Origin of the sequence: Agrobacterium radiobacter (assembly GCF_040801995.1) — a bacterium.
Taxonomy (GTDB): Bacteria; Pseudomonadota; Alphaproteobacteria; order Rhizobiales; family Rhizobiaceae; genus Agrobacterium; species Agrobacterium radiobacter.
The window spans coordinates 1-21713 of the sequence record NZ_JBEGHX010000002.1 but is presented as its reverse complement, the minus strand read 5'-3'; the positions used below and the strand labels follow the sequence as shown (position 1 = coordinate 21713).

The window sequence follows — 21713 nt, the reverse complement described above, 5'->3', positions numbered from 1 at the left end:
CTAGTGCAAGTATTGTCCCACCGAAATCACCATATCTATTGATAATTTTTGCTGACATAATCGCGTAGATCGCGAATTGTCGTGTTGTAAATTGACGTTGAACTCGCGATCTGATCGGGTGTCTCGGGATAGCATTTTTTACCCGCAAATTGCTTCTCCCTCTCATAGCTCTTCGAAAAATGGGACATGACATCGCTGACATAAAGGCCAGGAACTTTGATAAGCGTCTCGATGACTCTTCCTTCCAACATGGGATCGACAGGAATCTTGCAGTTCTGAGAGAGCACTTTGATGCTGGCGATTTTCATAGCGAGCATATTTACCATTGTGTCCAGCTCACCAGCTTGAGCGTGTGAAACCGGTTGCAGGATCAAGAATGTGGAAGCTAGGATTGCGGGAAGCCGTGCCATAATAATTTGTTTCTCGATTTCTTGGCACACAAAAGGGAAGGGTTCCGTCATAACGAACTAGCGTTCCTACACGTCGCGCTAAGGTATTGATCTCCTTTAGCGTCACGAGCGCGGTCAACAGAAACCCCATGCCGCACAAAAAGGTTCCTTTAAATCAATGCCTTGGCGGGTATTCTGTAGTGAATACCCATCCTGGTTGCAGGATCAGAACGGAATCGATATGCGCAATTTGGGATACGCCCGCGTCAGCACGACCGAGCAAAACATGGACCTTCAACTCGCGGCACTGAATGCGGCTGGTTGCGTCAGAGTATTGACCGACGAGGGCTTCTCCGGCGCGAATTTTTCACGACCTGGACTGAATGAAGTGCTGCGAGTCCTGCGAAATGGTGACATATTGACCGTCTGGCGACTGGATCGCCTCGGTCGCTCGCTGTTCGAGCTACTCAAGCTCGTCCGCGATCTCAATGAGCGCGGCGTCGAGTTCCGATCGCTAAGCGAAAGCTTAGATACCCGCACCTCAGGTGGCCGACTGCTGCTGCATGTCCTCGCGTCGATGGCTGAATTTGAGCGGTCGCTGATCAGCGAACGAACGCGTGCGGGCATGGCTGCGGCTCGGGCTCGCGGCAGCCGAATTGGCCGGAGACCAGCGATGACAGCAGAACAACTCATCGCTGCTAGGGCGGCAATCGATATTGATCATCGCTCGGTTGCCGATGTTGCGGGTGAATACCGAATTCACCCGCGCACCCTTGGGCGGCTGCTGCGAGAACAGCAACCTCGTCAATTTGAATCAGGTTGAGTGTGGCACGGCGTTCGTCGACACAGCGTGCATTTTCCGTCATGCGAAGGTAGCCACGTGTCCCTCCTCTTCTGCAAACTTCTGGTTTAGCACGGCAACCACGTCGCTATAGGTGCGACGCTTATCACGCCACATGGGGTAGAGCTTGCCGCAGAGCCTGCGAAATTCAGGCTCGTATTCGAGAGGGAAGGGTTCCGGATCGAAAGCGAGGCATTCGCACAGCTGACGCAGAGTCAAGCGGCAACCGTCGTGAACGCCCACGCAGTGGCTGTCACGGATGTAGGCGTAGTAATTGACGCGGTTTCGAAAGAACCGGCGTATATCAGTAAAGTTCATTTTGGCTTCCTTAAATAGAAAAAGGCTGCAACCGCGCTTTCCCTGGAACGCTATCTATTTTCGTAGCTGATGGCTTAACCGACTTGCCGGTATGATATCACCTCTTAATCGTTCCCTATATTTACATACTCTTTGAAAGAAAGAGCTATAATAGGGAGTGATTACATCCCGGCTCGGCGTTTATTGGCAAAACTTGACCGGAGCGGCAACTGGCTTCCTACGATGGTTCGCGACGTTAATAGAGATCCGCTTCCGGTCTGCGTCCAGAACAGGGGATGCGGACCCGGTGATCTTGACGGTGATATCGATGGCCTCAGCAGATGCGGCGCTACATCTAGCTATTAGCGGGCAAAGGTCGCACGGCGCACGATTGACATCGATGGTCTCGGCGATTCCGAAACAGCTGGGGAGTAGATCTGCTTCATCAAGCTTGACGACCGGCCTGACCTCCCAGGCACGATCGTCGGCTGCGGTCTTCGCACGGCGCGTAAGTTCTGCGAGATCGGTGTTCGGGCGCGCAAGGGCCAGAGCCTGCTCCAGGGGCAGGTGACGCTTAATGAACACGCGGTCTGCGATCTGATCAACCAGCGGCCTGTGCTCGTGCCGCATCTCTGAAAGCATGAGCTCACGAAAATGCTCCTGCGGCGGCAAACCAATGTAGTTCTCTGCCCGGTAGTGCGGGATCTCTGCAACGCTCTTCATGCGGAGCGGGAGCACATCTTCAACGTGCTCGTCGAACAATGCCCGCCATGCCTCTCCATTCTTCTTCGAGGCATGAAGCTGGCCCGGCCTCATGGTCCAGTAACGCTTCCGACGCGACGCAAAGTCAAAGCTGAAGTCGACCAACAAATCGTAAGGGACAAACATCTCGTCCGTCCGAGCGCGTGCGCGCCAAAGTTCGGTATACCAGGGTGCGCGGGCAGCGGGGATTGCTCCCTTGATGACCGATACCTTTTCAGCAAGCCCGACATCAAAGTTGCGCCTTACATAACGCCGGAGCCCAGCAACGTAGTGCTGTCCGAAGATCATCGTCGCCTCCACCGGGGACATGAAGCGGTAGTCAAACCAACGCCTCATCATCAACTGGCTCTCGTCCTTCCAGTCCCTGGGGTGGAGGACAGTCCGCATGCGAACGACATCTTGAATCCGCTTATCAAGCTTTGCTTTATCCATTGGCACAGGTTCTCCTTCGGGCGACAGAAATCGTCCGGCTATTGTTCTTCGATGATGGGCAAGCGCTTGCTCACTTACAGTTATAGCGAGACGGCAAGGCGAGCGCATAAGGTCGCCAAAGAATTTTCAAGCGTCGGCTTGTGCGCTTCGACTCGAGGTTTCGCGTAGGCGCGCTCCATTGATCAAAGTGATGAAGCTTGTGCCGTCGGGCAGATGATGCTCGCCTGTGAGTCTCTCTGTCGATTTGCGGCATGGGAGGATAGGTCACCGGAACGTCGCCACTACGGAATGCATCCCCATCGTGCAGCTTAATTGCTTCTAGGACTTCGATGTTTGCTCATAGACCAGAGCTCGACCGTGGATCGCCGCAGCCATGGCAGAGGAGGTCCAACGGCACCGGGCGGACATGAAAGAGAGGTAGACGCTCGGCGCTCGATCGTCCACGGCGACGCGGGGCTTTGGTGCCGCTCGACTGCTGTCAGCTTCGTGTCGGGCTGGCGCGAATCCCCATGCGAGGATACGCTGAAATAAATTGATCTACGGCTGCGTCCTGGCACGCCGGTGAATATGTTTTCGCCACTGGCACCTAAGGGGTCGGTAGCGTTGCACATCCGGCTCAACCGTGCGCCGGTCGCGAAATTTGGCAGACACAGCTGGTTGACTGGCAGGAGACGAGTCACCAAGCGACCAACGCAACTCAGGCGGGTTGCGCAACCTTTACACAGACGCCAAAAACGCTCGAAACGGACAAATCCGTCAAGTTAATGTAAACTTCGTGTAAAGGTCGGCAATGAAAATTCGGCATTTTCGCAGGTCTCGGCAAGGAAATATGCAACTTTAGATTCATATTTGCAGTCAATTCTGCCCGCAACCTTGACGCATGCGGCTCTCAGGCAAGGTTGATGTAAACGTTGCGCAAGGCAACGTCGTCAGCCTTAGATGAATCTATTCCAGGCGCGCGACCAGATCGTCGGCTGATAGATGTGAGTAGCGCCTAAGCATCCGGAGCTCTTTATGTCCGCTGATCGTGGAAACCTCGATCACGTTCAGACCGCGCTCGAAGAGACGGCTGACGCCTTCGTGACGTAAATCGTGGAAGCGTAGCGACTTGATCCCGACCCGGATCAGCAATCGGCGCCATGCCTGTTCAAGCGCTCCAGGCGTCATTGGAAAGACCATAGATTGATCTACCGGCGCACGAGCCCTCCAATCCATCAGGGCGTCAAATGCCCGCTGAGACAAAGGCACCTCGCGACCGGAGCCGTTCTTGGTCATGGCGAGTGTGATGACGCGGCGGTTGTGCGAAATGTCGGACCAGCGCAGTCCGAGGATCTCCCCTCGGCGCATCCCGGTCTCGATCGCCAGGATAAGCAGCGTCTTGAAGTATGGCGTCTGCCCGCCGTCGCAGCCATCAAGCAGACGTCGCTCCTCGTCGCCCGTCAGTCTCCTGCTCCGTTCATTGCGGATAACCGGACGGCGAACCAACTTCACGACGTTCTTTGCGAGCGGCAGGCCCCAATCGCGGATAGCGACCTCAAGGACGTGGCTCAGGATAGCGAGCTCGCGGACAGTCGTAGATGGAGCTACGGACTGAAGGCGCTCGTCGCGAAAGGACGCGATGTCCTGCTGGCTCAGTCCGATCAGTGTCCGGTAGGCGAGACCATGACGGCGCAGCACATTGATCCGCTGGATCTCCTGCACGGATCCGCGCTTCAGAGCCGACACTTCGCGTTGGTAACGTTCGAGAAGCTGCCCGAGCGTCGTGCTTTCAAGGATTTTCGTGTCTGGGGCAGCGCCGAACCTGTCGACCTGTGCTTCGAGGTCGCGTGCCCACTTTTCAGCTTCGAGCTTCGAGTCGAAGCTCTTGCAGCGCGGCTTCAAGCCGCGACGACGCACCTGCGCTTGCCAGCGTCCTCTAAGTTTTCTGATAGTAGCCATGTGATCTCCAACTGTTGTTGAAGTTCACGCGTAGGATGCCCTTGAAGGGGTGCCAAGGATTATCCCGGCACCGTTTCTCAACCAAGAAAATCGTTATTTTAAAAGCTATATACCAAATACTTTCGAGAATACATATAGATCAAATGGAAGATTTTTTCTGCTTAAGGCGTGATTTCTTAGTTTCCAGCGTCCATTTCGAACGCTGACTATACATAGTCTCAAGCTGATACATCAAATTACGGTATGTTTTAATGAATGCTTTATTCGGCGATACAATTAGGTGCTCGACTATTACGGAGAGTTTTGACTGGCAATCAAACCACATGTCTATTTTTACAACAGACAGCTCGGATATTGCCGCAGTGGCAACTTCATTAACGTCTGTATTTTTACCGTTTAGAGCACGAACCCACTGGCCGTGAGCGATCTTGTTCCTGAGCTCACTCGGATCCTTAATTAAGTCTTGGACTGCAACTTGAAGACGATCCCTGTCTGACTGATCAAAGCCGCTCATATCAGCGTCATGGTCTTGAATAGCAATTTCGATGCACTTCTCCCAACCCCGGACAACATTTTTACTCGATGCGGCCTTGATCGTTGCAATCTCGTCCAGATCAAAACCATCCGGAGTATGCAGCAACTTAGAAAAGCTAGCTTCGACCCATGCCGTAAACACTACGGCTAACGTTTTGGTTAATGCCTTAGCCTGATGGTCTTTGCTCGACCTCAACGCCTCATTGATATTGGTTTTGATCTGCTTACGAGCAGCGAGAAGAGCTCTAACGTTTTCGCACTGAGCTTCATAAATAGCTTTACGATTAGCGTCGTCCACACTCTTCTCCTAGATTCCGAGCCGCCAGAATGCACCGTTACTTGCACTCTGGCGGCCCGGAATCGAACCGAGGTCTCCCGTAGATGCCGGAGCCTCTACGGACGCTTTACCTTGCTAAGCTACCACCCACGGCGCTTTTATTACGACATTCGTTAATCTTAGGTGAATGAGAGAGCTGCTCGTGCCGGCAGTGTGGCCCTAGCCAATTCAGCAGCGTCACAAATGGCAAAAGAAAACAGCTTATTTCGGAGAAAACCTTACGGTCTAAGCCAAATTATGGCGGAGAGGGTGGGATTCGAACCCACGATACCCTTGCAGGTATGCCGCATTTCGAGTGCGGTGCATTCGACCACGGAGCCGCGCTTCAAAGGCGAAACTTCGCGCTGGTATCGTTCGAGAAGCTGTCCGAGCGTAGTGCTTTCAAGGATTTTCGTGTCAGGGGCTGCACCGAACCTGTCGACCTGTGCTTCGAGGTCGCGCGCCCACTTTTCAGCTTCGAGCTTCGTGTCGAAAGATTTGCACCGGGGCTTCAAGCCGCGACGGCGCACCTGCGCTTGCCAACGTCCTCTGAGTTTTCTGATTGTCGCCATGGTGATCTCCAACATTCATTGTCGATCATGCGTAGGATGCCCCGGAGAGGGGGCCAAGGATTATCTCGGCGCAGCAATCACACGCATTGACTGCAACCAAAAATCATAGGCGATTTATAATTGAGCGCCTTGCACGCGCGGCGTCAGTATAGTTTGATATGCATGGGTAAAGGGTATTGCGTATGCGTGGATTACTTCGCTTTGTTAGCGCCAGCGTTATTTTGGTGGCAACTTTTTCCGGAGCATTTGCCGGAGAGAGAACATTCGGCCCTTTTGCTGTAAGTGACGCAAATCCGGACGTGATCGCATTGAGTGGCGATATCGACGTCAATTCAGGCCTAAATTTTCGCCGCGCGCTCCAGGCAGCGCCAAATGCGAAGCTCGTCACCCTCAATAGTCCCGGTGGCAATGTCCAGATGGGCTTGCTCATTGCGGACGATATCCATCAACGCAAGCTGGCGACCTACATTCCAAAGGAAAGCAAGTGCTTATCCGCCTGTTCGTTCGTTTTTCTCGCCGGTAATTTGCGGAAGGTCGATGGAGCCTTGGGTGTTCATCAGATTTCGTCCGACTCGCCGGACCTAGTAGGCGCACAACTCGCGATCTCGGACATTATCGAAGTCCTCAATCGCTTTGGAACGCCAGTAGACGTCATGCACGTCATGTTTAAGACGCCCCCTGATGACATGCATATATTCAGCCAAGACGAGGTGGAGAAATACATGCTCAATCGAACGGCGCAGGAACGATCAACGACACCCACGACTATCAATGTTCCCGTGGCAGTCGCTGGCCAAGATAGCGACCAGAAACCAATTGATGCTGATCTTCTGGGAGATAGTCGCACGTCGCCCCCTGCGCCAGATTCAAAACAACAGGCAAAACTGTCGACCCTCGATGAGTTCACACGGCGACCCAATCGCATTGCCATCTACACTGGGCTAGACCTATTCGGTGACGACATTTCATCGCAGCGGGTCGCGGACGCTAGCGAATGTGCTCAACGTTGTCAGATTATGAACGGCCAGTGCAAAGCTTTCACATACAATGCGAATCCCAAAATCAAGAAAGGTCCGAACTGCTTTCTAAAATCCAGCGCGGGGCGAGCTGACGGCAATAGCGTTGCCTTCTCAGGTCGTTTTCTGAGTGGAGCAGAAGCAGACCCATCTGCCTTCATGCTCGGAGCGATCGATCCGCAATCAGCTCTGTTTGATGACGTCGATCTACCCGGTGGCGATTTATCCCGGCGTCCAGAGCGTTCGGCGAGAACTCCTCTGGAATGTCGTCTGGCGTGCATCGATGAGAAGCAGTGCGTGGCCTTTACCTATATCAAGCCGAAGAAAGAATGTTGGCTGAAAGGTGCGGTCGGAACACCCATGCCGGGCAAAGGAATGGTATCCGGACTGAAAAAGCTGGAACGGTTTGCACCTGCCAAGATCATCAGCTTGGACTGAAACGGAAACAAGAGCATGCTTGCTGTAACCGACCGACCAACACTCACCCAAGTCCAGATAATCCAGTCGCTTGCTGAAGCGCTATCTTGGCTCGAGAAGGAAATCAGTTGGGGTGTTAGCCCCGGCGAGCTCAATCACCTGACTGGGCGCATTGGCGAACTTTACGCCGCGATGATTACTCGTGGTCAGATGGCCCTCGATACCAATCAGCGGGGCTATGACGTAGTGTCCGCTTCAAATGAACGAATATCGGTCAAAACCATTACCAGCTCCACTCACGTCGATTTCAATCTGAACACGTTTAATCATGTGGATCGCGTGATGGTCCTCCGGGTCAACATCGATGACGAAAAAGGCGTCTCGGTGTAAGAGCTTTTGGACGCGCAAGTGGAAACGGCTCGCGGGAACAGGGTAGCAAGCTTGTCTATCTGATCAAACGGGCAACGCGCGAAGAACGTCCCGTTGAGTCTCTTGAAATAGCCGGGAAAGCTCCTTATTCCGACTTCGAGATTGTAAAATATGAAAATGGCGCGATCCGTATTTTTCGCAACGGAGAACCGCAAAAGGTCATGGTCAAAGAGACGCTACGTTCGGTCGCGGCAGATATCGGGGTCGATTTGTTAAACTCCAAGGGTGGATTGAAAAACACTCAGCAGCTTGGTGCCGATGTCATTCGTTGTCTGAACGCGGCAGCAGGTTTGTTGTGAGACATTCCGCGACGGCACACCTTTGCTTGCCACCGCCCTCTGAGTTTTCTGATGGTCGCCATAGTGATCTCCGTTTGTGATCACGACGATGCGTAGGATGCCCCGCAAACGGGGCCAAAGATAATTCCGGCGCGCCAGCAACCAATCCGGACATCCAACTGATATGGTCCTGCAGGTCACCGCAGGGAGAACCGGAATGCTAGCGCTTGGTCGCCATCCACAAGACATGGCGGGCACCGCCGCGTTTTCCATTGGCGCGCACATTCACCTCATTGGTAGCAAAACCCGCTTCTCGCAATCGACGTGTGAAAGCGCTATCCGGTGCAGATGACCAGACCGCAAGCACACCGTTCGCACGCAGGGCATTTCTGGCGGCAAGAAGACCGCTGCGATCGTAGAGGCTATCGTTGGAGGCGCGCGTCAGCCCATCGGGACCGTTGTCGACATCGAGCAGAATGGCATCGTAAGCCGTTTTCTGGGACCGGATCAGCGAACCAACATCACCTATACTGATGGCCACACGGGGATCGTCGAGCTTGCCCTCGTGGAGATCCGACATCGGTCCCCGGGCCCAATCAACCACCGCCGGAACAAGCTCCGCCACAGTAACCCGAGCATCGTCTGGCAGTTCGCTTAGGGCCGCCCGCAATGTGAAACCCATACCGAGGCCACCGATCAGGATGCTGGCGTTGTTCCGTCCCGCGATACGCTCACAGCACAGCGTAGCCAGCGCCTCTTCGGAGCCGCTCAACCTGCTGTTCATCAGCTCTGTCGAGCCGAGCATGATGGAAAATTCGCTCCCGCGTTGTTTCAGGCGCAATTCACCCCCATTTCCGGGAATGGTCGCGCGATCAAGCTGAATCCAGGTAAGCATCGGCATATCTCGTTGTGTTGCGTCTGGCCACCTCGTAGCATGGGCGCAGTGTTGAGGCATCTGAATATCAGGGGATAGAAAAAGAGCGCCCGCGAAAAGAGTCTGGAGGCCCGAATTCCATTGCGCTTGTGTGGCTACCGGTGCCGTGGAAATGGTTGGGAAGAATCCTTTGAGTGCCAGGAGCGTGGCCCTATGAATGGAATCTCTTTTCCGACAAATTGCTCTGGTGGGATTTATATGTCCGGGAACCGTCGCCTACTCAAGGTTCATGATGGCGGAGAGGGTGGGATTCGAACTCACGATACCCTTGCAGGTATGCCGCATTTTGAGTGCGACGTAAGACCCGCTTTGATTTTTCTCTTTTTACCGCCTGCCGCTGGTTTTCGGTAAGCGACAGGCTGAGGCCGGTCAGGCCTTGTAGCTCTGCCGCATAAGTGCATCGTTTTCGCTGCTAGGCCAGCCATTTGGTAGGCGCTTTACCGTCTGCGTCAGCCAAACCTGGGGATCGACAGAATTCATCCTTGCAGTTTATGCCTACCGGGGAACTATGCCGAGTAATCAACTTGTTACCAACGCTTCCGGCATCATAGCTGGCACAAGCATAGCCAGATTGATGAGTTGCTAACATGGAGCTCACAGGGATCAGTCGTGTGCTCCGAGGACAGCAGTCGGCGCTTAGCCGTGATTGGGTCACAATGTGCGGCTCCTATGGTGCGATGATAGCGGGCGGAGCCCGGGGCGATGGCCACATGCTTAAAGGCACATATTTTCTTTTTTCGGTCATGGCGTGCGTTGCCCAGTCAACAGCTACAGCTTCAGCCCAAATCGGTACGTTCGATGAGTGGCGTATTCAAGCCGCTGTCATGCTGGACGGGCTGGCAGATCCCATCGTTGGTGAAGCCCATTGCCGGGTCGATAGTAAGTGCGAGATCATTTCTGGTTCAGGATCAGGCGTCAAAGTGGTTGTTACCTGGCGTCGCCAGGGGGCAGTCGAGTCTGCAGATTTGACTATTCAGTGCCCAAAGGACTGTTCGTTCACATCAGGTCGGTCGAAAATCACTTTCCAAAGCGAACGAAAATTCGATCTTTTTCGCGGCCAAGAGAACGACGTTGAGATAAGGTCGGTGTTAAGGCCGAGGATCAAAATCGGGCGAATTTTTCTGATCGTGGAATAAGCTTACTGATCGCTGCAATTGACGCATTATTGCCATCCGCCTGACAGCGGAAGTCGTTCGAAACGGCAAACGTGTGTGGTCAAGTTGCACGGCAAACGGCGCTTACCAAACACGTCGGAACGGAATGCTCCGGTCGCGACGGGTCAGGTCCATCGCGACGCCTAGGAAATCTGGAAGCGTGGCGCACCTTCCAGGGTGACCGATTAAAAGACGCCAATGTTGTCGTCGGCGCCTACTATCGGCTCAGTCCAAGCCCCTTAGACCGGTTAAGCTCCCGTCTCAGCGCGTGGTCATGGCTAAGCTCGGCATGGCATGTCCGATCCACCATGCGGGCGATTGTGTTGATCTGCTCGGCCTGCTTTGCGAGCTCCGTGCGTGCCTCGAGTTCCTTGGCGAACCTGCGGGGATCAGAACTACCAAACCGCCGCGTGAGCGCGTCAGCGACCAGCTTTGCCTCATCGAGCACGGCTCGGCCCTCAGCTGACGAGCGCAGCTCCGCGATAAACTGGCTCCGCTTCTCCAACGGCGTCTTCTCCACCTTGGCAATGATCTCGGCACTACGCGGCGTGAGGCCAGGGACCTCGATGACGTCACGCTGTTCCCGCTGCCATCGTTCGCTCGCGCGTTCTTCGCCAAGCCGGCGCTCCCATGCCTCGGAGACATAGCCAATATGGGCTGAGAGAGACCTGGCATATTGCAGCGCCTCTTTCCGCTCCTTGTTGTTCCCGAACAGACCCGACTTGCCGCGTAGCTCCCCGAAGCGCTCTGGCTGCTCGGCCATGGCCTTTGCCATGATCTTGCCATTGCCTTCCTTCTCGGTCATCGCGGTGCGCAGTCTCGCGGCGACCTCGACCGGGTCGCGGAACACGCGCCGCGCGAGAGGTTCCACCGTATCGAATCTGTGATCGATGACTGACATCGCTTTTTCCCGGGCCACCTCTTCGATGCTGCGGTGGTGACGGGTGATGGCTGGCACCAGCGGAGTGGGCTTGCCGGGTCCCATCGGCAATTGCTGGCTGACATCTTCTGTGGGGGCAGGGATGGCGCCGTCTTGCGACATAACCTCGGACCACCGGATGCGGCGATAGCCTTTGTTGTCCTCAGCCCTGTGCTGATCTTCGCGGTGAACAGGACCGGCCAGATCGCCGGCACGTTCCTCGTAAACCTGCTGACGCTCCGATGGCCGGTCCTGCTGCTCCCGTTGCAGATGGGCCGCACGGGACAAGACCTCTTGACGCTCATCTTTGGCGGAAGCAAGTTCAATCTCGCTTCTCACCCCAAACTCTTGCCCGATCCAGGGGTCGCTGGCGATCCATCTATCGCTTGCGATCCCGCGCCGCTCGGCAAAGTCGCTGATGTAATCCAGGGTGGTTTCCTTCGCGCCGGAACGCGACAGGCGGCTTGTCAGCTGCTGGTACGCCAACGCGTCACCCTTGACGACACGCCACGCATTGCGCTCGGCCTGCGTGCCATCCGGAAGCGTGACAGGCGTGGCGCCTTCATGCTGAAGCTCGATCCTGTCCCCGATTGCGGGAGATGCATCTCGCATGGCCCGTTTGAGATCAACACCCCACACCGTGCGCTGATCGCCCTTGTCATTCTCCAGCGTCACAAAATAGTTTTCTCGCGCCTGGCGATGATGCTCGTAGGGCGCAATGCCGTGATCAACCAGCCGGCCCGCATTGGTGAACTCCTTGATGTCCGCATAGAGCTGCACGCCGTCGCGATGCCTGGTCATGGCAACATAGGTCAGATGCCGATCCATGGTGCGGGACGCCAGCACAAAGGCGCGATCGACTGTCGCCCCCTGATTTTTATGGATCGTCGTCGCATAGCCGTGGTCGATCGCCTGATAGCTGTCTGTCGGAATGCTGACACTGTCGCCACCTCGACCATCGAGCCGGGCGATGATCTTGCCCGGCTCCACATGCTCGACCGTGCCAAGCATGCCGTTTTTGACGCCGAGGTCGCGGTTGTTTTCGAGAAAGATGATCCGGTCACCGGGGCCGAAGGCGCGCTTGCCGTTGTTGGTCTGGAAGGTGAGTTCGCGACCGGCCTCACCATCCCCACGGTCAACATCGTCGCCCAGCCCGTGGCTGCGCTCCAGCCTTTGTCTGTTCTGAAGCTCGGAGCGGATGGCGGCATTGAGGGCTCGCACATCGGCACGGCGATGCGCCATGGCAACCCGGGTGCCTTGCGGATGCTCTTCGTTATCGGCAAGATAATCACGCACGATCTGCGCCATCGCCTTGTCGCGGCTTTCCGCAAAGTGGATGTCGCCGTGATCGCGGTAGGCGGCCAGCCCCTCGGCCGTCTTGTGGGTCGCAAAGGCAACCGACGCCTGTCTCTGCCAATCATGGCGCTGGCGGCGAATATTTGAAAGTTCGACATGGCCGATCTGCTCGGCAATCGCCCTGAAGGGTGCACCGGCCCCGATTGCCTGTAGCTGCTCATGGTCCCCGACAAGAACGATCTTTGCGCCGCGCTCTTCCGCTTCTCCGATAAAGCGGGCAAGTTGACGGCTCCCGACCATGCCGGCCTCGTCAATGACAAACACGTCACCGCGACCGATCAGATCCCCACCATGGTCCCAACTGTAAGACCATGACGCAAGCGTGCGGCTCTGGATACCGGAACTTTCCTCAAGAGCCTCGGCAGCCTTTCCGGCAAGTGCCGCACCATGGACCTGATAGCCTTGCGCCTCCCACGCCTCGCTAGCGGCTGCCAGCATGGTGGACTTTCCAGCGCCTGCAAACCCGACCACAGCTGCAATGCGTTCTGGACCTGTAATGTGCGCAATCGCATGACGCTGTTCGTCCGACAATCCCGCTGACGGATCGCTCGCAGCTAACATTCCGCCGGAGCTTCTCCGAAGAGCGTTATCCTGCCTTTCCATGGCACGCTCGACATGGCGAGGATCGACGCCATGGGAATGCGCCTGATGCAACCGCTCCGCCGATCGCGCCATGCCAAGTTCCAGATCGATCATGTCCCGCGTCGAATAGCGCGCATTGGACACTTCGCCTGTCTCGGCATCGATGCGCTCAGGCTGAAGTTCCACGAGCGCTGGTGATGCCAAAACAGCCGCAAAGGCGTTCTGGAATGTCTGGGCGTCATCGTTGATGTAGCGATGCAAGGTTTTGGCAATGTCGTGGCGATCGAACACGCTCTTCTCATGGCTGATCAGCGTCAGAACCTGTTCCGGTTTTTTGCGGATCAGCTCGGCATTTTGCCGTGCTGCCTCGTCATCCAGCCGGCCACGCTCGACTGCCATTCCTTGCTGCTGCATCTGCGACGCGTGCACGCCCATATGTTCGGTCGGCGACAACTCAAGACCGCGCTCAATATGCGAGCGATGATCGATGCGAACATCCAGGCCTTCGCGTTGAAGCTGACGGTTGGCGATGCCTTCCCATGATTGCCGGATATCGCGAAGCTGCATGTCGGTCGTCGCCATGCCATTTGCCAACAGCCGTGCGTTCTTGTGCTCAAGACAGGTCTTCTCGCCAAGGCCGGCTTTGCCAACCTGTCGCGTCGTCATCAGCACATGCGCATGGTAGTTCCTGATATCACCATGCTCGCTTGGCGAATGGATTGCAAAATCCACGGCCGCGCCATAGCGGTTTGCCAGATCCTGGGCAAAGGCACGCGCAGCCTTCAGTCGCCCCTCTGGCGAAAGCTCATGTGGAAGCGCGATTTCGAATTCGCGCGCGACACGGGCATCCTTGCGCTTTTCTGCAAACTCGGCAGCATTCCACAATTTCGAACGATCCAAAGCCCAGTCGGCAGACACGCCTTGCGGCAGCACGATCTCATTATGCTCGACACCCTCTTTGCGGGTGAAGTCATGCACAAGGCCATCGCGTTGATTGACGAGAAGAACCGCGCAACGGTAGGCGGCAGATGCGACAGCGCTGCGACCAGATGAGCGCGAGACAGGTTTCGTGCTGAGATGATAAATCGCCAAACGAAATCTCCGATACGCAAACGGGGAGACCAAACGCCCAAACGCGCTGCAAGTCGTAAGTGCGCCCTTGTCTGTTTACCGGTGGCGAGGCTAGCAACAACGAACGGGCATTTCGACTACTAAAAGTAGTGGTCGAATGGAGGCAATTTCTTGTGTTTGAGCAGGGAAGCGAACGCATCAATCAGGGGAGGTGATTTTCTCCCACCGAAAGAATGGGACATTCGGTCAGGTCGATGTCAGGGGGACATCGAGACTTTAATCAGCGGGCTCTCCGAGGCCTGAACGAACACCGAAGACGGCGTCATGTGCTCACATCATCAATTTGAAATCGAGCGATGATATCGTGGCATCGATCCCCAAGGTTTCAAGGGAGTGGCCGATGCAGGACGTGGCGACGGTAGGGCTCGATATAGCCAAGCAGGTTTTCCAGGCGCATGGAGCAGATGCGAGCGGAGAAACTCTTTTCAACACGCAGATCAAACGTGAGAACGTTCTGGAGTTTTTCAGCAAGCTCAAACCATGCCTGATCGGAATGGAGTCCTGCGCTACTAGTTATTACTGGGCACGCCAGTTACTAGAGTTTGGGCATGACGTGCGGTTGATCCATACCAGTTACGTGAAGCCCTTCGTGAAACGCGGCAAAACCGATGCCAATGATGCAGAGGCAATTAATGTTGCGCTTACGCAAAAGACAATGCGCTTCGTTCCAGTCAAGACCTTGAACCAACAAGCGGCGATTACGATTTTTCGAACCCGCAGCCTTTTTGTTTCACAACGGACTCAACTCGTAAACGCGCTGCGGGGGCACCTAGCGGAGGCCGGCCTAATAGCGGCAAAGGGCATTCAAAATTATTCGAAACTAGTAAATCTGATGGAAACCGCAGCGGATACCGTCCTGCCTACAGTTATGAAACAGGCTCTCACCGACATTTGCGACCAGATACATCGATTGAATGATTTGGTCACGAAACTAGACAAAGAGATTGAGCGACGTGTCCGACACGATGAGAACGCGTGTAGGCTTCTGACGATACCTGGTGTTGGCCCGAAAATTGCAATGTGCGTTATTGCGACAATTCCTGATATCCATCGGTTTCCGTCTGGCCGCCATTTCTCTTCATGGCTGGGTCTTACTCCTCGCACGCATTCAAGCGGAGGTCGTTCGGTTCTGAGGCGCATTACGAAAATGGGGAATAGCGAACTCCGAACGATGCTTTATCTCGGGGGCACAGTAATCATGATGCGAGATAAGAAAACTCCAATCGGTCGTTGGGCCAGTCGATTGCGCGCGAGACGACCGTACAAAGTTGCCGTTATCGCTGTGGCAAATCGTATAGCGCGCATCATTTGGGCTCTTTTGACAAATGGGGGAGTTTACGATCCGACATACGGCCGAGAAGCCTCAGCGTGACGCAGCGATAATCTTGGGCGTTTGAATAGGTGGTGGTCGGCGGTAAGCTAACGGGTAGCGCACTAGAGAGCGAATTGTCCGAATGACTAGATGTACCTGGAGTACGGGACCGCTATAGGCATTTGCTCTGCGTTTCGCAAAATGGCGACCTTGAGAGGTTATGCCGTCAGGACTCATGCAGCGCTTCCAATTGCCTTGCCGTCGATCATCCATCTAGCGGGTCGCTTCCAATTAGGGGGCGGCCCGCACTCCTGTCTGGATGGTGATGGCCGCCTCCATGACCGTGCCTTTCTTGACGTGGCTGTGTTACCAAAATTGCGTCGAAGTGAGCGGCAATGCAGGCGGGCATCTGGCTGCAGCGGTTGGATAGGGTGCGTCGTTAACGGTCCTTCGTAACCTCTGCGCTCCACTCAGTCGGCCACCGTATGGCGCCCGGAGCGCCTGCGATTGGGAAAAACCGGGACGCGATATACAACCTAGGATAAAGTACCATTGAATGTTCGCTATTGAGGAATGAAGGTATTGCAATACCATCTGCATAAATCAGAGCCGGTTGCCTCAAGATCGAATGTGCATCGCCCAGGAAGACAGGCATTCGTTTGGTGGCTTCCAAAAATCGGAGTTTCAAAGGCCTCTGGAATGGCTCATACAGGACACCGTCGATAAGCGGAGCAGACATGAAGACCAGCCTTGAACATTTGCCAGAACGAAAGCAACGCGAGCTCGCGCGCGTCGTCGGAATTATTCAGGAAGAGTTTGCTGATCTGGTGGAGCGCTCGAAGTCTGACGCCAAGAGGGATGGGCGGATTTTCAAAATCATTCTGTTCGGTTCTTACGCGCGTGGCACCTGGGTGGATGAACCGCATACGTCGAAAGGCTATCGCTCGGATTTCGATATCCTCGTCATCGTCAGCAACAAGGAACTGGCCGATCCCAAATACTGGGACAAGACAACAGACCGGCTGATGTGGGACAAGGAGATCGAGACGCCCGTGAGCCTCATTGTCCATGGTGCTCGAGAAATCAGCAATTTCCTGCAGGAAGGGCAATATTTCTTCAGCGATATCCGACGTGATGGCATTGCGCTCTACGAACTTGATGACAGAGAACTCGCCGAGCCGAAAGTCTTGATGCCGCGCGAAGCTTTTGAGGTGGCGCGAAAGAATGCTGCCAATCGTTTCAAGGTGATCGATAGTTTCGTGAATTTCTCACTATTCGGCCTGCAAAACAGAGACCTTCCGGGCACTGCCTTTCAGTTGCACCAAGCAGTGGAGCACATGTACGGCGCTCTACTTCTTACCCTTACAAATCACACGCCAGCATCCCATAACCTCAAATTCCTAAGAGGACTTTCCGAGGATCGTGATGTCAGGCTGATCGACGCTTGGCCTCGCGACCAAGCCAGATATGTCAGCTGGTTTAATCTTCTCAATGAGGCGTATGTGAAAGCCAGGTATTCTGAACACTACGAGATGTCAGAAGAAGGTCTCTCTTGGATAATGAGCCGAGCATCGGTGCTCTACGACATTGTTAAAGTGGTGTGTGCTGAAAATCTCCAAAACCTTGAACGGGCCGCGGGACAAGCCGCAAATTCTAGCGACTGAGCTTCGCGGGTGGCAGAGTAATCCTGAGCCCAGGCAACAGCCACTACAGCGTCATGAACCATAGAGTCCAACCTCCACTTTCAATCGCTATGTCGATCTCCTCATAGAAACTGGTCTGTCTTCCAGGAACGAAGCCGCAGTCAACAGCGGCAGTTCCGGTGCGACCGCAATCGAAAGGAATAATCGTGGCAAGGAAAACCATCGAACAGCGCCTGGCTGAACTGGATGCGCAACGTTCCGCGCTCAAGGCACGGCTCGCGAAAACCGAGCGCAACAACGATATGCGCCGCAAGGTCCTGATCGGGTCGCTCGTTCTGCATCACCTGGAGACCTCGAATGATCAGGAGTTCAACAAACAACTCGGTGACTGGCTGCGCCGCGAACTGCCGGGCTTTCTGACGCGTGACAATGACAAGGCGCTCTTTGCCGATCTGATCGGACAAGGACTGACGGGCACAGCAGAGAATGGTGACAGCGTGCAGGGCACCCCATGAACCGATTGCGACTTTCTCGGGACGCATTCAAGAACATGATGCGAGCCGCCGCGCGTGATCCGCTTTGGGCATTTCTCGCTTTGATCGCCATGCCCTTCCGAATCTGGAAACGGCTCCTCGGATTTATGTTCATCCTGTTCAACGTCACCTTTGTGATCGGCATGGGTGGCGGTCATTTCCTCGAGCAAATGGGTTTCGAGCGGGGCTCGCTTGTTCACATCATCCCAGGTCTCTTAACCCTGCTGGCGCTTGCCGTTATCACCTTTTGGTTCATCACCACTCCACTGATTTTGCATTTTGGGAGAATGACGATGAGACCCATGGCTCCGCCCGCTTTGCGACAGACAAGGAGATAGCCGCTCTCACCTTATCCGGTTCCGGCCTGTTGATTGGTCGTGATACAAAATCAGCCAAACCTCTGCGCTATGATGGCCCGGCTCATCTGCTCACAATGGCACCGACGCGAACCGGCAAGGGGGTGGGCACTATCATCCCAAACCTGCTGACCGCCGACCGCTCCGTGATCTGCGTCGATCCGAAAGGTGAGAATGCAAGAATCACCGGTCGTGCTCGCCAGAAATTCGGGCCGGTTCATGTGCTGGATCCTTTCGGGGTCACCGGTAGACCCTCGGCCGCCTTCAATCCGCTGGCCCTGCTTGATCCCCACAGCCTCGATGTCGCGGACGACGCCAACACCCTTGCCGACGCTCTCGTGTTCGACGAACCGGGAATGGCAGGCGAGGCGCATTGGAACGAGGAGGCAAAAGCTCTTATCGGCGGATTGTTGCTCGAGATCGTTGCATCTGAGCCTTTGAGACGCAGGCACCTCGCGACACTCCGCGACTATCTCACCCTTGCTCCGGAACAGTTCGCAGCGCTGCTCAAGCGTATGCAGGAAAGCGATGCGGCAAGAGGTCTTGTCGCGCGCGCCGCAAACCGCCACCTCGGAAAATCCGATCGTGAAGCTGCAGGCGTTTTGTCCGCAGCCCAACGCCATACGCATTTTCTCGATTCACCGCGCATGACGGCCGTCCTCAGCCGCTCTGATTTCCGGTTTGCCGATCTCAAGCACAGCAACATGACGGTGTTCCTCGTCCTTCCTCCTGATCGCCTCTCGACCTATTCGGGCTGGCTGCGACTGCTTGTCTCGCAAAGCCTGCTCGAAATGGCCCGCGATACAACAAAGCCGGCGACACCGGTTCTCTATCTGCTCGATGAGTTCGCATCCCTTGGGCATTTGGCTCCAGTCGAACGCGCAATGGGTCTGATGGCAGGCTATGGTGTCCAGCTTTGGCCCATCCTCCAGGACATCCATCAGTTGCGTGCCACATACGGTCATCGAGCCGGAACTTTCCTGTCAAACGCCGGCGTGCTGCAGGTCTTCGGCGTCAACGATCATGACAGCGCCCGCCTCATCTCTGATCTGCTCGGGCAGGAGACGGTCGTGTTCCAGACGATGGCGAGAGCGCTCGATTCCGATAAGACCGGGATCTCCTACAGCCAGCAACATACCGGCCGACCGCTACTCACCCCTGATGAGGTGCGCAATCTGCCGGCGCACGGACAATTGCTGTTCCTTGCCGGACAACGACCAATATTTGCTGAAAAGCTCGCCTATTTTGCCGATCCGGAATTCAGGGAGATGTTCGATCCAGTTTAACGGGAATGGTGGTAAAAAGGCAGTTCGACAACCCGTCAAATCCTTGTACGCGCGGCCCTCCGGCTATCTTGATTGTGAAGGCAATTTGCGCGCAATTCACTGGCCACGCAGTTCGCGAACGCAAGTTATTCGGCCATATCAAAGTCCGACCGCTTAATGCTGTTCGGCAGAAAATCGAGAGCTTCGAGGCCGATGGAGAGAGTTTCACTTTTGCCAAGCCCGTCTTCGTAGTGACACGAGACGTGCACCGTATTCGGCGTGCGCCTTAAACCTCGACGCGGTCTTTGTGAGCAGTTTCGACCAAAGCCGTTCGAGACAGTTTTCCTAATGCGCTCATCGAATGGTTTAGAAATACGCGGTAAAGTTTGGCCGCGTTGGCTTTGACAATTTGTATGTCAGATTGCTTTGGGAGCGAATATGCGGAGCGTCGTTTTATCGTCTATTGTTCTGGGCGTGGCCATTGGCGGTTCGCCGGTCCAAGCGCAGACGCGAATTCCATATGAGAAAGCACCTTACAACGACACTGGAATCCAATGCGGCGCTTTGTTCGCCCTCCTTGCCGAAGGCTACGAAGAGGCAGGCGAAAAAGGTAAATCCGTCGATTATCAACAGAAATTCGCTAAGCAGTTGAAGGCTTCTGAGGAAGAATTTGAAAGCGTAGGGCGACCTAAGCTAGAAGCGAAACAAATTTACCAAGAACGTCGCGGCATTCTCGCTACCATGATGGAAAAGGATACTCAAATGATGGCGGGACTCGTCCGTTTCTGCGATCAAAAGTATCCCCTCTGAGCTGTTCCTGCAGTGAAAGTGCAGACGCATGTGCCCCACACGTCCTCTCCGATGCGATGTAGGCCGCCGCCACAGGTGCAGATCGGGCTTTCCGGCTCGATAATCTCCTCCACACGAATACAGTGGCGAGCCGGACTTGATGTCTTCGTCTCGCAGCATGGGCGTCAGGCTTTATTGACCCATTTCAGTGGGTCATTTACGGCGGATTTTCAATGAATTGACCCATTATAATGGGTGTTTCAGACGCATTCTTGCCGCCCGCGGAAATTTCACAGCGGTTTCAGCGTGACAAGCGCTGCTCGTCATCTATCAGGATCAACTGATGTGGGAGATTGTCCTAACGGGAACGCACTCCTCCATAGCGTCGAAGTGAGCAACAGGACAGGCGTGCTTTTTGCTGGGAAGTCATAAAACGCAGGCGTGCTGCAGGTCTGCGACGTCAACGACCATGAAAGCGCCCGCCGCATCTTTGGCGAGGTCCGGGTCGCATGTGCTGTCTTCTGCTTCCATGTCCCTACGCCTTACCCAGTCGGTCTACCGTGACACCAAGGGCATTTGCCAACGCGAGCTTGCCGTTGTCTGGCATTAATACGAGGCCCGACGAGGTCAATCTGCTTCATCGCCCGATCCCGTTATAATGAATTTGCAAAAACATTATAACTATGCTGTCAGATTTCGATGGAGCGAGGGTAGATCGGTTCGTTTTCATTCAGAGAGGGGAGACTGGTTCGCTTCGACACCATTGCATTCAGGCCGTCGAGGCGGAGACTGTAGACGGCCGCAACTGCCAGACTGAAACGCCGCTCCTTCGACCACAAACGAAATAGTAGAGAGGGATACACGCTCTGGCGGATGGGATCGATGTTCCAGGCGACCGCGTTGAGATCGTAGTGGCTAGTGCCGAACTTGGAAATCCTCCCCCATGTCAGTTAAAAGACATGTACCGCACGACTTGCGTTTTCACTCAGGTCAAAGCCCCTATTCGGTATCGTGGCGTGCAGCAGAGCGTTTCGCACGTCGTCATCGCTGCGCCATCCGTGTTCGATGGACAGGGCGACGGTGTGGATGTCGACGACACTGTCGCGACCGGGACCGGAGGGGATTCCGATCGTTTCGCGCATGTCGCGAATTGTTGTGACGGCCCGTTCAAGCATGCGGCGCTTCTGATAGTCGTCGAGGTTCTCGAGCCGGTTGGCGTCGCGGACGAGTTCGGCAATGAAACTGTTGGTCAGGGTCATGGTATGAGGTTGCCGGGACGGCTGACGGGCGTCAATGGAAGGCCTTCAAGGTGGGATTAAAGCCCCGAAGTTGACGCCAGGCTGTGACGCAGATGCATCACGGCGCGTGGGCACAGAGGCGTGCAATTTTACAGAGCAATAGCTGAATTATTCCTATTCTTATCATGTTGTTGATGGAGGTTCCGGAAGTAAGGCGTGAGGCCTGCATCGTGCTGTGTTGTTTTTTCGGACGGTTGGTGGCCGGGTGCAGAAATCTGGT

The 21713-nt window shown here is 55.1% G+C and carries 17 protein-coding genes, 1 tRNA gene and 3 pseudogenes; 10 read left to right on the top strand and 11 right to left on the bottom strand.

Annotated elements, in window-relative coordinates; translation table 11 throughout:
- Window positions 1-35: 35 nt before the first annotated feature.
- Window positions 36-461 (bottom strand): hypothetical protein, encoded by a 426-nt coding sequence (locus MRBLRC7O_RS25555; RefSeq protein ID WP_162706172.1) that lies wholly within the window; start codon window positions 459-461, stop codon window positions 36-38.
- Window positions 462-630: 169 nt separating this feature from the next.
- On the opposite strand from MRBLRC7O_RS25555, the gene MRBLRC7O_RS14080 reads away from it, so the two are divergent.
- Entirely contained in the window at window positions 631-1212 is a 582-nt protein-coding gene (locus MRBLRC7O_RS14080; RefSeq protein WP_112539476.1) for a recombinase family protein, read from the top strand.
- A gap of 39 nt (window positions 1213-1251) precedes the next feature.
- On the opposite strand, the gene MRBLRC7O_RS14075 is transcribed toward MRBLRC7O_RS14080, so the two are convergent.
- The 6 genes and pseudogenes from MRBLRC7O_RS14075 to MRBLRC7O_RS14050 all read right to left on the bottom strand — a co-directional run.
- Window positions 1252-1548: a hypothetical protein gene (locus MRBLRC7O_RS14075; RefSeq protein WP_367727463.1), complete on the bottom strand. Its 297-nt coding sequence runs from the start codon at window positions 1546-1548 to the stop codon at window positions 1252-1254.
- Window positions 1549-1728: 180 nt separating this feature from the next.
- The gene (locus tag MRBLRC7O_RS14070; RefSeq protein ID WP_367727462.1) at window positions 1729-2721 is read right to left on the bottom strand and encodes a hypothetical protein; all 993 of its coding nucleotides are present in this window, start codon (window positions 2719-2721) and stop codon (window positions 1729-1731) included.
- A 945-nt stretch (window positions 2722-3666) separates the two neighbouring features.
- Window positions 3667-4659: a site-specific integrase gene (locus MRBLRC7O_RS14065; RefSeq protein ID WP_112539482.1), complete on the bottom strand. Its 993-nt coding sequence runs from the start codon at window positions 4657-4659 to the stop codon at window positions 3667-3669.
- Window positions 4660-4798: 139 nt separating this feature from the next.
- Window positions 4799-5491 carry a hypothetical protein gene (locus tag MRBLRC7O_RS14060; RefSeq protein ID WP_367727461.1) on the bottom strand — a complete coding sequence of 231 codons (693 nt, stop codon included), beginning with the start codon at window positions 5489-5491 and terminating at the stop codon, window positions 4799-4801.
- Window positions 5492-5539: 48 nt separating this feature from the next.
- A tRNA-OTHER gene (locus MRBLRC7O_RS14055) sits at window positions 5540-5620 on the bottom strand.
- Window positions 5621-5817: 197 nt separating this feature from the next.
- Window positions 5818-6081 (bottom strand): annotated as a pseudogene (locus tag MRBLRC7O_RS14050) (site-specific integrase); the annotation flags it as partial.
- 182 nt (window positions 6082-6263) lie between these two features.
- Here MRBLRC7O_RS14050 and MRBLRC7O_RS14045 point away from each other — a divergent pair.
- The 3 genes from MRBLRC7O_RS14045 to MRBLRC7O_RS14035 all read left to right on the top strand — a co-directional run bounded on the left by MRBLRC7O_RS14045 (window position 6264) and on the right by MRBLRC7O_RS14035 (window position 8242).
- The gene (locus tag MRBLRC7O_RS14045) at window positions 6264-7535 is read left to right on the top strand and encodes a PAN domain-containing protein (protein ID WP_367727460.1); all 1272 of its coding nucleotides are present in this window, start codon (window positions 6264-6266) and stop codon (window positions 7533-7535) included.
- Between the two features lie 15 nt (window positions 7536-7550).
- Entirely contained in the window at window positions 7551-7904 is a 354-nt protein-coding gene (locus tag MRBLRC7O_RS14040) for a DUF6998 domain-containing protein (protein WP_364653107.1), read from the top strand.
- A 200-nt stretch (window positions 7905-8104) separates the two neighbouring features.
- Window positions 8105-8242 carry a hypothetical protein gene (locus MRBLRC7O_RS14035; protein WP_367727459.1) on the top strand — a complete coding sequence of 46 codons (138 nt, stop codon included), beginning with the start codon at window positions 8105-8107 and terminating at the stop codon, window positions 8240-8242.
- Between the two features lie 199 nt (window positions 8243-8441).
- Here the strand turns inward: MRBLRC7O_RS14035 and MRBLRC7O_RS14030 are convergent, their stop codons facing one another.
- Together MRBLRC7O_RS14030 and MRBLRC7O_RS14025 are read right to left on the bottom strand one after the other, a co-directional pair.
- Window positions 8442-9116 carry a spermine/spermidine synthase domain-containing protein gene (locus MRBLRC7O_RS14030; RefSeq protein ID WP_112539514.1) on the bottom strand — a complete coding sequence of 225 codons (675 nt, stop codon included), beginning with the start codon at window positions 9114-9116 and terminating at the stop codon, window positions 8442-8444.
- Window positions 9117-9524: 408 nt separating this feature from the next.
- A pseudogene (locus MRBLRC7O_RS14025) lies at window positions 9525-9644 on the bottom strand (transposase domain-containing protein); the annotation flags it as partial.
- 221 nt (window positions 9645-9865) lie between these two features.
- Between MRBLRC7O_RS14025 and MRBLRC7O_RS14020 the strand changes: the two are divergent.
- Window positions 9866-10291, top strand: a complete 426-nt coding sequence (locus MRBLRC7O_RS14020) for a hypothetical protein (protein WP_162734263.1) — start codon at window positions 9866-9868, stop codon at window positions 10289-10291.
- A gap of 235 nt (window positions 10292-10526) precedes the next feature.
- Here MRBLRC7O_RS14020 and traA read toward each other — a convergent pair whose 3' ends face one another.
- On the bottom strand, window positions 10527-14258 hold the full coding sequence (gene traA / locus MRBLRC7O_RS14015) for a Ti-type conjugative transfer relaxase TraA (protein WP_112539488.1): 3732 nt from the start codon (window positions 14256-14258) through the stop codon (window positions 10527-10529).
- 379 nt (window positions 14259-14637) lie between these two features.
- On the opposite strand from traA, the gene MRBLRC7O_RS14010 reads away from it, so the two are divergent.
- The 5 genes and pseudogenes from MRBLRC7O_RS14010 to MRBLRC7O_RS13990 all read left to right on the top strand — a co-directional run bounded on the left by MRBLRC7O_RS14010 (window position 14638) and on the right by MRBLRC7O_RS13990 (window position 20216).
- Window positions 14638-15669, top strand: a complete 1032-nt coding sequence (locus MRBLRC7O_RS14010) for an IS110 family RNA-guided transposase (RefSeq protein ID WP_111796833.1) — start codon at window positions 14638-14640, stop codon at window positions 15667-15669.
- A gap of 677 nt (window positions 15670-16346) precedes the next feature.
- Window positions 16347-17273: a nucleotidyltransferase and HEPN domain-containing protein gene (locus tag MRBLRC7O_RS14005; protein WP_112539490.1), complete on the top strand. Its 927-nt coding sequence runs from the start codon at window positions 16347-16349 to the stop codon at window positions 17271-17273.
- A 185-nt stretch (window positions 17274-17458) separates the two neighbouring features.
- Window positions 17459-17767 (top strand): mobilization protein, encoded by a 309-nt coding sequence (locus MRBLRC7O_RS14000; protein WP_162706174.1) that lies wholly within the window; start codon window positions 17459-17461, stop codon window positions 17765-17767.
- A pseudogene (locus MRBLRC7O_RS13995) lies at window positions 17764-19427 on the top strand (type IV secretory system conjugative DNA transfer family protein). Before MRBLRC7O_RS14000 ends, MRBLRC7O_RS13995 begins: the two are co-directional and overlap by 4 nt.
- A 417-nt stretch (window positions 19428-19844) precedes the next feature.
- The gene (locus MRBLRC7O_RS13990; protein WP_112539498.1) at window positions 19845-20216 is read left to right on the top strand and encodes a hypothetical protein; all 372 of its coding nucleotides are present in this window, start codon (window positions 19845-19847) and stop codon (window positions 20214-20216) included.
- A gap of 929 nt (window positions 20217-21145) precedes the next feature.
- Here MRBLRC7O_RS13990 and MRBLRC7O_RS13985 read toward each other — a convergent pair.
- A complete protein-coding gene (locus MRBLRC7O_RS13985) occupies window positions 21146-21454 on the bottom strand; it encodes a hypothetical protein (RefSeq protein WP_112539500.1) in 309 nt (102 codons plus the stop codon).
- Between the last annotated feature and the right edge of the window lie 259 nt (window positions 21455-21713).